Origin of the sequence: Bifidobacterium sp. ESL0763, assembly GCF_029433395.1 — a bacterium.
Taxonomy (GTDB): Bacteria; Actinomycetota; Actinomycetes; order Actinomycetales; family Bifidobacteriaceae; genus Bifidobacterium.
In genome coordinates this window covers 337,151-353,035 of sequence record NZ_JAQTHW010000002.1, presented here as the reverse complement: position 1 = coordinate 353,035, position 15,885 = coordinate 337,151, and the positions used below count along the sequence as shown (strand labels likewise).

Genomic DNA, 15,885 nt, shown 5'->3' with positions numbered 1-15,885 from the left:
TCCTTACTCATAAAAGTATGGAATCAATCACTTTCAAGCATAGTACGGATATTGGCCAATTCCAGCACCGTGCGATCATTGATCATCTTCTTGACAATCGAGACCTTGGAACCCTTGAGCTTCCAATGGCCCATCATGTCAATCGAAGCAATGCCGGCTCCGGGGCCGAGGGAGCAAACCGTTCCCAGCGGCTTGAAAACGAACTTCTTGGTCTTGCCACCCCGCAGCAGGGAGGCGAGGTTGGCGGCGGCGGCATCGGCCTGGGCGATGGAGATCTGGCCGGTGGTCGGATAGAGGCGGCCGTTGCCCGGGTTCGGCACCGCGGAGACGTCGCCGATCAGGAACTGGTCGGGATGGTCGGCGATGCGCAGGTCGTCCTCGACCACCACGCGGTTGCGCTTCTGGTCGTAGCCGGAGTCGGCGATCACATGGCTGCCGTGCACGCCGGTGGTCCAGATGATGGTGTTGGCGGGGAACTCGGTGTCGTTGCTGACCACGGCGCCCGGCCTGACCTCGGTGATCGGGGTGGCCACGTGGAAGGTGACGCCCTTGCGCTCCAGATATTTGACGGCCCAGGCGGAGAGGCTGGGCTCGAACATCGGCAGGATCTTCGGGGCGGCCTCGATGCAGTCGACCTTCACCAGCTCCATCGGGAAGCCGTATTCCTTGGCCAGCCTGGGCAGGCGGTGCACGAGCTCGCCCAGGTACTCGATGCTGGTGAAGCCGGCGCCGCACACCACGATGTGCAGGTCGTTGACGTCATGGCTGCGCCGGTAGTTCGCCAGCGTGCTCTCGAGGTGCTTGCGCGCCGCGACGGCGGTCTCGATGTCGATCAGAGGCCAGCCGTTCTCGTCGGCGCCCTTGATGCCGAAGGTCTCCGACTCGAAGCCCAGCGCGTTGACCAGGTAGTCGTAGTCCAGCGGCTCGCCGTTCTTCAGCTCCACCTTCCTGGCGTCCTGGTCCACACGGGTCACCTCGTCGATGATGACCTCGACGTTGCGCTTGCGCGCCAGCAGGGGGCGGATGTCGAAGGTGATGTCCGCGGGCTGCTTGGTGCCGGCAGCGACCTCGTGCAGCTGGGTGGACTCATAGTGGTACGGGTTCTTGTTGACCAGGACGATCTGCGCATCGACCTTGGCGTGCGTCAATTGTTTGACGACTCGCAGGCCCGCGTAGCCCGCGCCCAATACGACGATTCTCTTCATGGGGAGAATATCCTTTCTTTCTTCTTTTACATTGTTTGGCTCCAAAAGCCCTGTTCGACCGCGCGAAGGGCTTTCTACTGCAGAAATCCATCACATAGGTTATATGGGCCGCCGAACAAAAAAACGTTTGCCGTACAACAAAACCGCGACTCCGGGCCGAATCGGGCCTCTTTTATCTGACATCTCACATCTGCGCCCACCCCAGCAATCACAAGGGAATCGCAAGTATTACGTACGGTTATCCTTCGAGGGTTTCCGGCGACACGCTATACCTCCCCGCCATCGAATGGAAACGATCGGAGCGGCCGCCCGCCCCGCGCATACGGCAAGGCGCGACGAAAGATTGATGCTTTCGTCGCGCCTTGGAAACGTGGAACGCGGACCGGTGTCAGCTGTTCATGATGCCGGGCACATCCGTCAGCTCGGTGACGGAACGGTCGGCGACCTTCTTCTTGGCGAAGGAGGCCTTCGCGCCCTTGAGCTTCCAGTGGCCACCCATGTCGACCTCGGCGATGCCGGTCTTGGGGCCGAGCGAGCAGAGGGTGCCGAGCGACTTGTAGACGAACTTCTTCGGTTCCTTGCCGGCGATGCGCGCCGCGATGTTGCTGGCGGCGGTGTCGGCCTGGGCGATGGAGATCTGGGCCGTGGTCGGATAGAGGCGGCCGTTGTCCGGGTTCGGCACCGCGGAGACGTCGCCGACGAGGAACTCCTCGGGATGGCCCTTGACGGAGAGGTCGTCCTCGACGACCACGCGGTTGCGCTTCTGGTCGTAGCCGGAGTCGGCGATCACATGGCTGCCGTGCACGCCCGTGGTCCAGATGATCGTGTTGGCCGGATACTCGGTGCCGTCGCTCACCACGGCGTTGGGCTTGACCTCGGTGATCGGCGAGGCCACATGGAAGGTGACGCCGTGGTCCTCGAGGTACTTGACGCCCCAGTCGGCGAGCTTCGGGTCGAACATCGGCAGGATCTTCGGGGTCGCCTCGATGCAGTCGACCTTCACCTTGTCTAGCGGGAAACCGTATTCCTCGGCGAGGTCGGGCAGGCGGTAGACCAGCTCGCCCAAGTACTCGATGCTGGTGAAGCCGGCGCCGCACACCACGATGTGCAGGTCGTTGACGTCATGGCTGGTCTTGTAGTTCTTCAGCGTGTCCTCGAGGTGCTTGCGCGCCGCGACGGCCGTGTCGATGTCGAGGATCGGCCAACCGTTCTCGTCGGCGCCCTTGATGCCGAAGGTCTCCGACTCGAAGCCCAGCGCGTTGACCAGGTAGTCATACGCCAATGGCTCGCCGTTCTTCAGCTCCACCTTCCTGGCGTCCTGGTCCACGCGCGTCACCTCGTCGATGACGACGTCGACGCGCTCGTCGACGGCCTTGCGCACGTCGAAGGTGATCTCGTCGGGTTCCTTGGTGCCGGCCGCGACCTCGTGCAGCTCGGTGGACTGATAGTGATACGGATTCTTGTTGACCAGAACGATCTTCGCGTCGACTTTGGCCTTGACCAACTGCTTGACGGCGCGCAGACCGCCGTAACCCGCGCCCAGAACAACAATCGTTGTCATAGCAACCCCCTCCATTGGGAATCTTGAGGAAGAACGAGCCGTTGCGTGAGGCACCGTCGCATGTTCTTCACTGTTGAATATCAGTATCAAGAATATTCGCACACGATGCAAACAATTGGCAAATTTGCGGAAATGGAAACGTTTCTGCATATATCGACCATGCAATATGACATATTTCACATTCATGGCATCCGTCGCCCCAGCATTGGGCTCCCCGACCGTCGCTACGCCAGGGCGGCGGCCACGACGGCCTCCTTCGGCGCCGCGGCGTCAAACGGTTCGAGGCTCGCCCTGCACGCTCAGGCGGACCGGCCCGCCCTCCAGGCGCCGGACCTCGACGCCGTCGTGGCGCACCGTGACCTGCAGCAGGGAGCCGCGCACGCGGATGCGGTAGCGCAGCGACGACCACCGCTCCGGCAGGCGTGGGTCGATGGACAGGCTCCGGCCGCCGGAATCGCGCAGCCCGCCGAAGCCGGCCACCGCGGAGAGCCACACGCCGCCGGCGGAGGCCAGGTGGATGCCGTCGGCGGTGTTGCCGTGCAGGTTGGCCACATCGGCGTAGAGCGCCTCGTCGAAGTAGCGCATCGCCAGCTCGCCGTGGCCGACCTCGGCGGCGACGATCTGCTGGGTGGAGGCCGAAAGCGAGGAGTCGCCGGTGGTCAGCGGATCGTAGAAGTCGAAGTCACGTCGCTTTGAGACCGCGTCGAACTGCGAGGAGAGCAGGTAGAGCGCCAGGACAGTGTCGGCCTGCTTGAGCACCTGGTGGCGGTAGATCATCATCGGATGGTAGTGCAGCAGCAACGGACGCAGGGTATTGTGCCGGAAATCCCAGGGCTTGCGCGCCATGAAGCCCGCGTCCTGCAGGTGGACGCCTGTGGACGGGTCGACGGGCAGGGCCATGGCGTCGGCGAGCGCCAGCCAGCGTGAAGGCTCGTCGTCGCGGACCCCAAGGCGCTCGCTCGCGGCCTCACGCTGTCCGTCGTCCAGCGCCCGCAACGACTGGGTGGCGGCCCGTAGGTTGAACTGGGCCATGGCGTTGGTGTAGTAGTTGTCGTTGACCAGGGCGCTGTATTCGTCCGGGCCGGTCACCGTGTTGATGTGGAATCGGTCGTCGGCGCCCATGGAGCCCAGGCTCGCCCACATGCGGGCGGTCTCGACGAGGATGTCGACGCCCTGGGTGGCCATGAACGCGGTGTCGCCCGAGGCCGAGACATACTGGCAGACGGCGTAGGCGATGTCGGCGTCGATGTGGTATTGGGCCGTGCCCGCCTCGAAGAAGGCCGAGGCCTCCTCGCCGTCGATCGTCCTCCATGGGAAAAGGGCGCCGTCGACGTTCATCACCGCGGCGCGCTTGCGGGCGGCGGGCAGCATGCGGAAGCGGAAGGCGAGCGCGTCCCTCGCCCGGTCGGGAGCGCTGTAGGTGAGGAAGGGGACGATGAAGGCCTCGGTATCCCAGAAATAATGGCCGGAATAGCCCGTGCCGCTCAGCCCCTTGGCCGCGATGCCGTTGGGCACGAACGCGGTGGTCTGCGCCAGCTGGAAGAGCTCCCAGCGCAGCACCTGCTGGGTGCGTCCGTCGTCATGGGCCTCGACGGTGATGTCAGCCTGCGACCAGAAGCGTTCGAGCCACCGGCGCTGCCGGTCTCGCAGGGCGTCCGGCCCCTGCGCCGCCGCCCAGGCCAGCGTGGCTGCGCAGCGTTGGAAAAGCGTGATGGAGTCGCGTGCCTGCGGACCGACGGCCTTGAGTCCCTTGCGCACGCCGACCGGGTCGATGGGATGGTTGTCGTAGGCCGAGTAGCGGACCACGGTGGCCTGCGACCCCTTGGCGACATGCACGTCGAAACCCCTCGGCACGGAGGTGCCATCGACCCGCTGCGCCACGCCGACGGCCATGGTGCACCCGGAGTTCTTGCAGTGGTAGGCGCCGTAGGTCTCGTTCTTGTCGCTCTGCGAGACGGCGTCGACCTCGAGCTTGCGCAGCCCGCCGTCGGCGATGAGGTCGGCCTTGCGCGGGTCAATGTCGCGCGAGACCTCGGGATGCCGCACGTTGATCGGCGCGGAGACGTGCACGTCGAGGTCGTCGCCCACGGCGCGCAGGGTGAGCGTGGTCACCAGCAGGTCGGCTCGGAACAGGCAGGCCATGGAGGTGATGTTGGCCTCGAGGCAGGTGTGGCCGCCGACGTCGTAGCGGTAGCTGCGAGTGGCGCAGCCCTGCCGGAAGTCCACGCTCTGCCTGTAGCAGCCAGGCGAGGCCAGCGGTCGTCCGTTCACCGAGAATCGGAAATCGGAGGTGTCGGGCACCCCCTGCACCACCTGGCCGACCTTGGCGAACCCGTAGGCCTCCTCGGCGTGCCTGATGGCGAAGGTCTCGTGGAAGCCGCTGAGGAAGGTCCCGGAGCCCAGATCGCGGGGCTTGCCGGATTCGGCACGGACGCCTATGGAGCCGTTGGAGACCGAGAATAGGGTGGCGCTCTCCTCGCTCGGCTCGCCGATCTGGGTGAAACTCCACGGGTCGATCGGGTACCTGAGCGCGTCGAGGTGGGCCGGCGTGGTGTGCGTCGCGCCGCGGTGGGCGCCGTCGAGCAGCTGCCCCAGCCGGGTGACCACGATATCCGCGCCCGCCTCCAGCAGCGCCCGGCGCCCCGCGCCGCGATCGACGCCGACGACCAATCCGAAATGGCCGGCCGCCCCCGAGGCGACGCCGGAGAGCGCGTCCTCGAGCACGATGGACCGCGAATAGCGCGCCCCCAGCCTGCGGGAGGCGTACTGGTAGGTGTCGGGGGCGGGTTTGCCGGCCAGTTTTTGCTCGGCGCGCACGTTGCCGTCGACCACGATGTCGAAGTACCTCAGGATGCCGGCGGCATGCAGCACCTCGCGGGCGTTGCGTGAGCTGGAGACGACCGCGAGGCGTTTGCCGGCGGCGTGCAGGTGGCGCAGCACGTCGACCACATCGTCGTAGGGGCTGATGCCCTGCTGGCGCAGCAGCCGCTCGAACTCGGCGTTCTTGCGGTTGCCCAGCCCGCAGACCGTGTTGGCGCCGGGATCATCACTTGCCTCTCCCCGCTCGAGGACGATGCCACGGCTGCGCATCAGGGCATCGACGCCGTCGTAGCGGGGTTTGCCGTCCACGTACTTGAAATAATCCTCGTCGCTATAGGGCGTCACATCGTCAGGAAGCACCGCCTCGAAGAGCCGTTTCCAAGCCTGCTTGTGCAGGTCGACGGTCGGGGTGAGCACGCCGTCGAGATCGAAGAGCGCGGCGTCAAAGTCCTCCATGCGCCAGCCGGTCCTGTCGGGCCTGCCGTTCGCGGCGTTGCGCTCCCCCGTGCCGCCATGCCTGGCATCGATCCCGTTCTTGCCGCTCATCGTTCCGCTCCTCTTCGTTGACCCCGGGAACCATAATAATCAAACCCGTCCATCGAATCGTGCGGACGGCAAACAAACCATGACTGTGCGCCGACCACATATCAGTCACGCACCAACTCCACTTGCATTGACGCACCATGCCGTTCCGAATGCTTGCTAAACCTTGACACCACTAAGAATCATCCAGCACCGGCGTGATGAAAATTTGATGAAAGCTCGTCGTTATTTAGGGTGATTTGAAGTGATTCACGATGAAACCGGCAACAATACCGAACACCTTCTAATGCCAATCGGCAGTAAGTCTAAGCCTACTGCCGACTGTTGTTTGAGAAAGCCCGGAAAAGTACCCCCTAAGAGAGTCGAACTCTTGTTGTCAGATTGAAAGTCTGGTGTCCTAACCGTTAGACGAAGGGGGCCAACAACCTTCTCAGGTTACGTGAGAAGGCAGACCGGAGGAGGCATCGGCGTGTTGTGCCCCGGGCGGCTTTCACGCCCGCCGGCGCTCCGGCCATGTCCGTTCAGAGCGCCCGGTAGGTCAGGTCGTGGATGCGACGGCCCGCGTCGAGGCCCTTGCGCTCGAAATTGGTGAGCACGCGCCCCTCGAAACGCTCGGATTCCCTGAAATCGGCATGGGGCAGCGCCGAGGCCTGCCCCGCGGTGCCCTTGCCCACGTGCTCGGTGGGCAGCGAGACCGTGAGCGTGCCGACGTTGCCGAAGTCGTCGCGGCCGTCCATCACCTCGTGGACGTGCAGCGCGTAGTCCTCGATGTCGGTCGCCAGGCGCCAGAGACCTCCGGGGTTCAGCGCATGGCGCACCTGGGAGGCCAACGCCGGCTGGACGAGGCGGCGCTTGTGGTGGCGCATCTTCGGCCAGGGGTCGGGGAAGAAGGTCCACACCTCCTCGAAGACGCCCGGCCGCGCCACGGCGAACAGCTCGGGGGCGTCCACCTGGGCGATGCGCAGGTTGTCGATGCCACGCTTGCCGGCAAGGAGCATGGTGTGCGCCACGCCCGGGTCGTAGACCTCCACGGCCAGGAAGTTCGCCTCGGGATGGGCCTCGGCCGCGGCGACGACGTTCTCGCCCTGCCCTGTGCCGATCTCGACGATCACGGGATGGTCGTTGCCCCAGGCCTTGCGGGCGAAATCCGAATCGAAGACGAACCCGTCCCTGACGGCGAGCGAGGCCTGGGAAGGGGTGATGTCGAGCAGGTATTCGGAAGCATGGCGGTCCCACGCGCGCCGGAGCCGGTCGTTGAGGCGGCCGGTGCGCCGGGCGAACGAGAGGATGTGGTGGATATGGGGCTGGTTGTTCTCTTGCACCAGGCCAGTCTAGCCCATCCCCTGCGCGCCTTCACGGCCCCATGTAGACTAATATCCATGAACAATTACAGTTCCGATAGCACAGACGGCCTGGAGCCGAACCCCGATACCGCCGGTGCCACCCGGCCCGATCAGCCCGATCAGCCCGATCAGCACGACCAGCAGGGCGCCACGGGGGGAGACGAGCCATGGCAGACGCCGGGCACGCAGGCCCAGGCGCAGAGCGCGACACGGCCCACAGAGGGCCAGGACCAGGCGCAGCCATCGGTCCAGCCGCAAGCCCCGGCTCCGGCTCAGAGCCAGTTGCAGCCACAGCCACAGACCCAGACCCAGACCCAGCCACAAGCACAGGATCACGCGCAACGGCAGGCTCAGCCCGAAGCGCAGGCGTCCAAGCCCACCCACCTGTGGAAGAAGCCGTCGGCCAGGGGACGCGGCAAGGGCGCCGACAAGCCGCAGCTCCAATCGCCTTATGAGTCGCCCTATGATGGCCCGTCATCGGCCTACTCCCTCGGCGGAGGCATCGGCGATCAGGGCTTCGGCTACTCCGCTCCGCCACAGGTACCGGACCAGCCGTGGCCATCACAGGACCAGTCACAGGTTCAAGGCCAAGGCGACGCGCAACCGACCCAGCAACCCCAGCCGGCCTACGGCACGCAGCCGGCGCAACCAGCCCAGCCGGCCTATACGGCGCAACCCGCACAATCCGGCTATGGGACGCAACAGAGCCAGCAGGACCCATACCAGCAACCGGGCTATGGTGACCCGGCGGCCCAGCAGTACGGGCAGTACCAGCCCTACGCGCAGCGCTACCAGCCCCAGGGCAACGCGGCGCCGAGCGGCTACGTCTCCTACTCCCCCGCATCGAACGAGCGTTGGAACACGCTGTGCATCCTCGGCTTCGTCCTCACCTTCATCCTGCCGCCCGTCGGCCTGGTGTTCTCGTGCATCGCCCTGAGCCAGATCAACAGGACCGGCGAGCAGAACAAGGGACTGAGCATCGCCGGCATCGTGATCGGCACGCTCGGCACCCTGGGTACCATCCTGCTGGCCACGCTGCTGATCGCCGGGCTGACCGCGAACAACAGCGATTCCGATTGGGATGACGACGACTGCTATTACGGCGAGAGCTGCTCCTCGAAACAGACCGATTTCGTAGGCGATCACGGCGTTGAGGCCTACCTGAACCGGGTGCTGACGGAGACTGCGACACGCTGTAGCGACCAATGACTTGCGCATTCTCCGGTTTTCAGTATTATGGATACTCGGCTGCTTGATGAAAGCAAGCCACGGCTCCGTAGCTCAGTTGGTTAGAGCGCCGCCCTGTCACGGCGGAGGTCACCAGTTCAAGTCTGGCCGGAGTCGCTCGAATGATTAGGAGCCCGGCTCGTCCGGGTTTTTAATTATTCATGGCTCTGTAGCTCAGTTGGTAGAGCGAACGACTGAAAATCGTTAGGTCAGCGGATCGATGCCGCTCGGAGCCACCACTCAGGTCTCGAAACCACATGATTGCAACGGTTTCGGGACTTTTTTGTTTTTTGCATTCCGCCGCACCTATCGGCGCCTTCCCCTCGGACGAGGAAGTGCCCGGCACAGGTCGCCCCGCGCCGGACCGGCCCTGGTTATCGCCTACGGCACCTCCAGACGACGACCAGCCCGCAGCCGACTACGACCGCGAGCAGCACGTCGACCACCGCGTTGTCGGCGTTGGCCGCCAGAACGACGGTCAGCGCCACGATGGCCTGGATGGCCTCGGGATACTCAGAACCCTTCCTGTTATGGGACATATCCTGTCCTTACTGATTATGCCGCGCCGCAATGGACGCGGCGAGGTCGATACGGCCGATTGGCCGCACGGTCGAGCAACCCTTGGTGAGAGAGTTGCATGACAGAATCATTCTATCGTAAAACAGGCATGTTATCGTGCTGATGCTATAATGGATTTATCCGTTACGGAAGGTGACTCACCGGAATCTAGCCGGCGTTTAAAGCTTTTATCCGCTGAGGCCGTAACGGGTTGGGATATCCTCCCAATACTGATTATGCCGTGGCCCCGGCGCTTGGAAACAGGCACCGGGGCCGAGGTATATCCGCCAATCCGACGATCAGACGCCCAGGTTCGGGCTCAGGAGAGGCGCTGACGCACCCAATCGACGATATATGGCGCCACGCCGTCGATCTGGTCGATGGCGATCTCGAAATCACGAGGCCCGCCGTACCACGGGTCCACCAGGTCGATGTCGCTCTCGTGACCCTTGGCCGGCTTGGGCAGCTCTGGGTCGAAACTGCGGTAGAGGCGCACTTCCCCGCGCTTGGCCTCGGGTAGCTGCCAGAGCAACTCGCGCATATGCGAGGCGGTCATCGGCAGGAAGAGGTCGGTCTCCTCGATCTCAGAGGCGGTGATGCGGTGCGCGAAATGGTGCGCGGGAATCGGGTATCCCCTGCCTTTGAGCACCCGCACGGCCCTGCGGTCGATCGGGTTGCCGTGCTCCTCGTCGCTCACCCCGCTCGATATCACCCGCACCCGGCCGCCAAGCCCCGCGTCCTCGAAGCGCGAACGCAGGATGATCTCGGCCATGGGCGACCGGCAGATGTTGCCGGTGCAGACGGTCATGATGGTGTAGGGCTTATCGGTCATTGCCTATGCAGCTTTCTTTCGGTCCAACGGCTTGTGGCTCACCGGTTCTTGCGGTAGGTGGCGAAGCGGTAGGCCTGAACGCCCTGCTCCGCCTTCTTCGGGCTCATCCATAGCCCGTCGTCCACCACGCTCCACGCGCCGGAGCCCGTCAGCGCGTCCATATCGGGCGCGTAGGTGTCGGCGTCGAAACGGCCTCGGATGTAGGTGACGTAGGCCTTGTTGGCGAAGGGCATGACCTCGCGGAAGATCTGCGCCCCTCCGATCACCCAGATCTCGCTGCGGTCCAGGCCGTCGTCGGGAATCGCCTCCTGGCGGGCGAAATCCAACGCGGCCTCCATGCTGTTGGCCGTGGTGGCGCCGGCGGCGCGGAAGTCCGGGTCACGGGTCACCACGATGTTGTCACGGTTGGGCAGCGGGCGGAACTTGGGATTGAGCGAATCCCAGGTCTTGCGGCCCATGATCACCGGATGCGAGACGGTGAGCTCTTTGAAGCGGCGCATGTCCTCGGCGAGGTGCCAGGGCATGCCGCCCTTGAATCCCATCGCGCCCGGACGGCCCTGCATATCGCTGGCGCACGCCCAGATCAGATTGACCGAGAAGGTCTTGACGACATCGTCACCCCAGTCCTCAGTCACTTGTTGCCCGGCGGATCCGGGCACGGGTTCGTGATAGCCACTGCGACTACTGTCATGCTCCATTTCATTCACTCCTTGAATACGAATTTGGCCACAAGTCTATAGGCCGGCTCAGACGGCCACCGGCGCCTTGATGGACGGGTGGTGGCGATAGTTCAGGATCTCGAAATCCTCGTACCGGTAGTCGAAGATCGAGTCCGCCTTGTCGATCCTGATCTGCGGATAGGGGTAGGGCTCACGGCCGAGCTGGGTGAGCACCTGCTCGATGTGGTTGTCGTAGACGTGGCAGTCGCCGCCGGTCCATACGAACTCCCCCGGCTTCAGGCCGGTCTGCTGGGCCATCATCAGGGTCAGCAGCGAATAGGAGGCGATGTTGAAGGGCACGCCCAGGAACATGTCGCAGGAACGCTGGTAGAGCTGGCAGGAGAGCTTGCCATCTGCCACGTAGAACTGGAAGAGGGCGTGGCAGGGCGGCAGGGCCATCTGCTCGACCTCGGCCGGGTTCCATGCGGTGACGATCATGCGGCGTGAATCGGGATGCGTCCTGATGAGGTTGAGCACGTTCGAGATCTGGTCGATGGTGCGGTTCGGGTCGTCTGCGGTGGGTGCCGGCCAGCTGCGCCACTGCACCCCGTAGACCGGGCCCAGGTCGCCGTTCTCGTCGGCCCACTCGTCCCAGATGTGCACCTTGTGCTCCTGCAGCCAGCGCACGTTGCTCGAGCCCTTGAGGAACCACAGCAGCTCGTAGGCGATGCCCTTGAAGAACACGGTCTTGGTGGTCAGCAGCGGGAAGCTTTCGGAAAGGTCGAAGCGCATCTGCTGGCCGAACAGCGAGATGGTGCCGGTGCCGGTGCGGTCGGTCTTCAGCGTCCCCTCGGTGAGGATCCTGCGCACCAGGTCCTCGTACGGGGTCTTGATATCGCTCTGCGGGCGGGCGGGAATGCGGCGACGGATCTCTTCAAGCTGTTCTTGGTTCAACATACCTCCCAATCCTAGCAAGCAGTGTGGGCCGCCCGTCTTTCTCAAAGAGGAATCGCGACGTGGACTTCGGCGGCACTTGGGGATAAATTGGGAGGCAAAGGCCTTGGGAACAAGGCGAAACCGCGAGGAGGTTATTATGGCCAAGAAACTGTGGGTGGAGCGCAACAAGGACGGTTCCTGGGACGCGTTCAGCGACGAGGGCGCGCATCTGAAGTTCGGGCACGGCAAGGGGCAGTTCAACCCCGGTGACCTGATGAAGGTGGCGCTGGCGGCCTGCGGCGCGTTGTCCAGCCAGATGACCATCGAGCAGTCCCTGGGCGAGGGCAAGGGCGCGAAGATCACCGTCGACGGCGATTCCGACCCGAACGCCAACGTCTACACCGCCTTCCGCGAGCAGGTGGTCGTCGACGCGCAGAGCGCCGGCATCCACGGCGAGGACGTGGAGAAGCTCAAGGACCGCGTCGCCAAGCACATCGAGAAGTCCTGCACGGTGATGCACACCTACGAGCGCGCCACGCCGGTGAGCATGGAGGTCAAGGTGCTCACCAAGTAACCGCGTCGATATCGACTTCGACCAAGGCCGGATGGAACCCATGAGCGGTTCCGTCCGGCCTTTTCGTATGCGCTTTCACATATCCAGACCACGGCCGTTCACCGCGAAACGATCATGAAGGATATCAGAGGACCAGGGAACGCTTCAGCCACTTCCGGGTCAGGCCGATTGCGGTGAGCGACAGACCGACCGACGCCAGGCCCAGCAGCGCGAGGGCAAGGACCTGTCCGCCGGTCAGAGGTGCGGCGGCCACCGGCAACTTGAAGCGCAACCGCACCGGATCGCTGTCCGCCGACGTCACATCGGCCTGCGTGTGCCCGTCGTGGACCAGGATGTGGGCCGTCACGGTGTTGGTGCCGCCGAGGAAGTCGCTTGTCGGCAGCGCCACGCGCCATGAGCCGGACGAGGTCTCGACGGCCGAAGGCTCGTAGGTATGCGTGCGGACCGTGCCGCCGTGGTCGGTGACGCTCACCACCAGCTTGGCGCCGGCGGGTGGCGACCAGGTGCCGGAGACGTCGAAGCTGCCTCCCGTCGGCGGTATGGTGTGGGTGGCGGAAGGCGTCGTGATGACGGGTGCGGCGACCTCATGCCATTGCGCGTAGATCGCCGTGGTGCCTTCCGGCAGGTAGCGCCGCTCCCCTATCGCATGGGTGTCGCCCGAGCCGTTCGCCTTGGCGTTCCACGAGTCAAAGAGACAATGCGGCTTGGAAAGGCCCACCGGTTCGGGGACCGCGGGCCCGGCATCGGTGAATCCGGTAACGTCATCCGCGCTGCTCTCGCCGCCGTTCGCATCGAGATGCAGAGCGTTGGCCTTGCGGGCCACGTAGGTGCCCGGCGCGCCACCGGAACGCGCGGTCAGCTCGGCGAGATCGACACTGAGCCCCACGTATCTTCCGTGCTCCGGCAAGCTGGAGACATTGCCGTCGTTGATCTGCACCCAGCCCAGGGTGTTCGTCACTGAAAGGAACGCGCCGTACGAATAGGAACTGAGCTCGACGTCGGACCCCAGCACCAGACGCTCGAGATTCGGAGGGAGGAGACCGTTCATCTTGTTGTCGTCGGCGGCGATGAGGGCGGCGGTGTTCCAGTCTGTCAGATCGAGCGAGGTGAGCTTCGGCGAGGCGCTGAACATGAAGCTCATATTCGTCACCTTTGCGGTGTTCCAACCGGATACGCCCGAGGCTCCCAGCGAGGAAAGATTATCCATGGCCTCGAACATGGTGTTCATGTCGGTGACGTTCGAGGTGTCCCAGTTCGAGACATCCAAGGTGCGCAGGCTGGCGTCCAGGTAGAACATGCCGCCCATGTTGGTCACCGAACCGGTATTCCACCCGGACACGTCCAGCGAGGCGAGGGCGGGGTCCTGTGCGAACATCGAATTCATCGTCTGGACCTGCGAGGTGTCCCAATGAGGCCCGGTTATCAGCGTTTCCAGCTTCTCTTCCTGAGCGAACATCTGATCCATCCTCAATGCCGCCCCTGTGTTCCATCCAGATAAATCCAATGCACGAAGACTATTGTCTCCGCAGAACAAGCCATTCATCCTCTTGACTTTTGCTGTGTCCCAATGCGCGACGTCGACGCTTCCCAAGCTTTGAACGCCCCAGAATGCACCGTGCATATCCTTGACATTGCCGGTATTCCACTGTGAAACATCAACCTGTGAAAGCGAGATCGCATTGACGAATACGTTACTGATGCTTGTTGCCCCGGACATGTCCCAATGCACACTGTCGACACTGGTCAACACGACGTCGTGCCGGAACAGGCATTCCGGAGCCAATCCCAACAACACCAATGAGTCGGAGGTCGAGGTGTCATTCGGCACTTCAGCACTTCTCAACGCCTTCATGTCGGCAAACAAACCGTTGTACAGGTCAGCATTAGGCTGCTTTACCGCTTCGACATCAGCATCCACCGTCAGCGGCCCGTCGATGCTGACTTTCGTGATGCTGTCCCGTATAGGTTCCGAGTCGTGCCAAGGAATGTTAGTGACTTCGTCACTAGGCCGTATATTGACCGACCCACTCGTCAAATGCAGCGTGCACTGCTCATAGGCGCCATTGGCGTCGCTGGCCGGGCCCTCGTCGACGACGGACCAGGTGGAGGTCCCCCACGCCGTCGGCGCCACCGGAACACAGGCGACACCGCGCGAACTCAACGCGGCATGGCCGGCATCAAGGACCGACGAGCTATGTAAGCCCCCTCCCGGCGCTTTTTGCGTGTATCCAAGCGTTGGGGATTGGGCAGGCTGGATCGCTGGCGTTGCGGCCGCGAAACCGCCGCCGGCCAGCAGCGTGGCCACGGAAGCGGCCAATGACAGCAGCGCCGCCACCGTGGTCCTCATAGCTTTCCCGAATCCCCGCATGCTCACTTCCGACAGATACTCTCGACTCCGCAGGTCAAATGACCTTTTATCGCATTACCTATCATACGCGACCAACGACACCAACAAATGGTGCCCGCCGACATGAGTCGAGCGGGCACCTGAATCGAATGAATCGAACCTCGGCCGGTCAGTCCTTGTGCTGGGGGTCGATGGTGGATTCGATGGCCTCGGCGGCGGAACTGTCGGCGGTCTCCACGGCCACCTTCTCCACGCCTTCGATGGACTCGAACGAGCCGTCGGAGCGGGACTTCTCGGCCTCGACGTACTTGCGCGGCACCACGTAGACCGGACCGGCGGCGTGCTGGATGAGGCCCTGGCTGGTCGAGCCGACGAGCAGGCCGGTGAACCCGCCCTTGCCGCGGGAGCCGACGACCACGATGTCATGGTCGTAGCTGGCCTTGGTCAGCGCGCTGACGGCGGACTCGGGCACGATGGTCTTGGTGATCTTCAGGTCGGGATGGGCCTTGCGCACCGGGGCGATCTGGGTCTCCAGGTCCTCCATGTAGGAGTCGTAGACGCCGTCCTCGTCGCTGACGCCCTGCAGGCCGGCCACCGCGTCGATGACGTCAAGCTCAGCTCCGCGGGCGGCGGAAAGGTCGGCGGCGATCTGCAGCGCCTTCAGACCCCAGGCGCTGGCGTCGATGCCGACGGCGACACTGCCGATGCTGTTGTTCAAGTGCATGGTCTTGCCGTCGTCGTCGGTGTAGGGCACCACGATGATCGGGCAATAGGCGTAGGCCGGCAGCGAGGAGCTGGTGGTGCCCAGCAAGCGCTCCGCCAGGCCACCCTTGCCGCGGTTGCCGATGACGATGAGATTGTAGTTACGCGAAAGCTCGACGAACACCGAGGAGGGATCACCGGTGACGATGAGGGTCTGCGCGTTGACGCCCTGCTCGTTGGCGATCGCCTTGGCCTTGGAGAGGATCTCCTGGGCATCGATGTGGGCGGCGCTGTCGTCACCCATCGAGGTGTAGGTGGAATCGAACGAGACCGCCGCATAGCTCGGCAATGAGTACGCGCACACGATCTGCAGGGTGAGCCCCGCGTGCTTGGCGTAGTTCGCCGCCCACCATGTCGCCTTGTAGCTGGCTTGCGACCCATCTACGCCCACCAGAATGGCCTTATCGTTTACCATGACTACCTCCTTGAACCAGCGGCACCCTGAGCGCCGCCACTACACTAAGAATAGCGCGCCGAGGATAACTCTCGTAAGTTTGCGCGTTGAATAAAAAAACGCG

12 protein-coding genes and 3 tRNA genes are annotated in these 15,885 nt (G+C 63.8%); 4 read left to right on the top strand and 11 right to left on the bottom strand.

Annotated elements, in window-relative coordinates; all coding sequences use genetic code 11:
* Positions 1 to 23 precede the first annotated feature (23 nt).
* The 5 genes from PT282_RS02390 to trmB form a co-directional block, all read right to left on the bottom strand.
* A complete protein-coding gene (locus tag PT282_RS02390; protein WP_277167984.1) occupies positions 24 to 1,205 on the bottom strand; it encodes an NAD(P)/FAD-dependent oxidoreductase in 1,182 nt (393 codons plus the stop codon).
* A gap of 388 nt (positions 1,206 to 1,593) precedes the next feature.
* Positions 1,594 to 2,766, bottom strand: a complete 1,173-nt coding sequence (locus PT282_RS02385; RefSeq protein ID WP_277167983.1) for an NAD(P)/FAD-dependent oxidoreductase — start codon at positions 2,764 to 2,766, stop codon at positions 1,594 to 1,596.
* Between the two features lie 270 nt (positions 2,767 to 3,036).
* Complete coding sequence (locus PT282_RS02380; protein WP_277167982.1) at positions 3,037 to 6,132, bottom strand: HAD-IA family hydrolase; 3,096 nt, start codon at positions 6,130 to 6,132, stop codon at positions 3,037 to 3,039.
* 344 nt (positions 6,133 to 6,476) lie between these two features.
* Positions 6,477 to 6,548: transfer RNA gene (locus tag PT282_RS02375), tRNA-Glu, on the bottom strand.
* A 102-nt stretch (positions 6,549 to 6,650) separates the two neighbouring features.
* Entirely contained in the window at positions 6,651 to 7,451 is an 801-nt protein-coding gene (gene trmB, locus PT282_RS02370; protein ID WP_277167981.1) for a tRNA (guanosine(46)-N7)-methyltransferase TrmB, read from the bottom strand.
* A 57-nt stretch (positions 7,452 to 7,508) separates the two neighbouring features.
* Between trmB and PT282_RS02365 the strand changes: the two genes are divergently transcribed.
* The 3 genes from PT282_RS02365 (at position 7,509) to PT282_RS02355 (ending at position 8,938) form a co-directional block, all read left to right on the top strand.
* A complete protein-coding gene (locus tag PT282_RS02365; RefSeq protein ID WP_277167980.1) occupies positions 7,509 to 8,681 on the top strand; it encodes a DUF4190 domain-containing protein in 1,173 nt (390 codons plus the stop codon).
* A 61-nt stretch (positions 8,682 to 8,742) separates the two neighbouring features.
* A tRNA-Asp gene (locus PT282_RS02360) sits at positions 8,743 to 8,816 on the top strand.
* Positions 8,817 to 8,862: 46 nt separating this feature from the next.
* Positions 8,863 to 8,938: transfer RNA gene (locus PT282_RS02355), tRNA-Phe, on the top strand.
* Between the two features lie 135 nt (positions 8,939 to 9,073).
* On the opposite strand, the gene PT282_RS02350 is transcribed toward PT282_RS02355, so the two are convergent.
* The 4 genes from PT282_RS02350 to PT282_RS02335 form a co-directional block, all read right to left on the bottom strand.
* On the bottom strand, positions 9,074 to 9,238 hold the full coding sequence (locus PT282_RS02350) for a hypothetical protein (protein WP_277167979.1): 165 nt from the start codon (positions 9,236 to 9,238) through the stop codon (positions 9,074 to 9,076).
* 338 nt (positions 9,239 to 9,576) lie between these two features.
* Positions 9,577 to 10,089 carry a low molecular weight protein-tyrosine-phosphatase gene (locus tag PT282_RS02345; protein WP_277167978.1) on the bottom strand — a complete coding sequence of 171 codons (513 nt, stop codon included), beginning with the start codon at positions 10,087 to 10,089 and terminating at the stop codon, positions 9,577 to 9,579.
* A 38-nt stretch (positions 10,090 to 10,127) separates the two neighbouring features.
* Positions 10,128 to 10,787 carry a dihydrofolate reductase gene (locus tag PT282_RS02340; protein WP_277167977.1) on the bottom strand — a complete coding sequence of 220 codons (660 nt, stop codon included), beginning with the start codon at positions 10,785 to 10,787 and terminating at the stop codon, positions 10,128 to 10,130.
* 48 nt (positions 10,788 to 10,835) lie between these two features.
* The gene (locus PT282_RS02335) at positions 10,836 to 11,705 is read right to left on the bottom strand and encodes a thymidylate synthase (protein ID WP_277167976.1); all 870 of its coding nucleotides are present in this window, start codon (positions 11,703 to 11,705) and stop codon (positions 10,836 to 10,838) included.
* A 136-nt stretch (positions 11,706 to 11,841) separates the two neighbouring features.
* On the opposite strand from PT282_RS02335, the gene PT282_RS02330 reads away from it, so the two are divergent.
* Entirely contained in the window at positions 11,842 to 12,258 is a 417-nt protein-coding gene (locus PT282_RS02330; protein WP_277167975.1) for an OsmC family protein, read from the top strand.
* Between the two features lie 124 nt (positions 12,259 to 12,382).
* On the opposite strand, the gene PT282_RS02325 is transcribed toward PT282_RS02330, so the two are convergent.
* Both PT282_RS02325 and PT282_RS02320 read right to left on the bottom strand, forming a co-directional pair.
* Entirely contained in the window at positions 12,383 to 14,605 is a 2,223-nt protein-coding gene (locus PT282_RS02325) for a BspA family leucine-rich repeat surface protein (RefSeq protein ID WP_277167974.1), read from the bottom strand.
* A 169-nt stretch (positions 14,606 to 14,774) separates the two neighbouring features.
* A complete protein-coding gene (locus PT282_RS02320; RefSeq protein WP_277167973.1) occupies positions 14,775 to 15,782 on the bottom strand; it encodes a universal stress protein in 1,008 nt (335 codons plus the stop codon).
* Between the last annotated feature and the right edge of the window lie 103 nt (positions 15,783 to 15,885).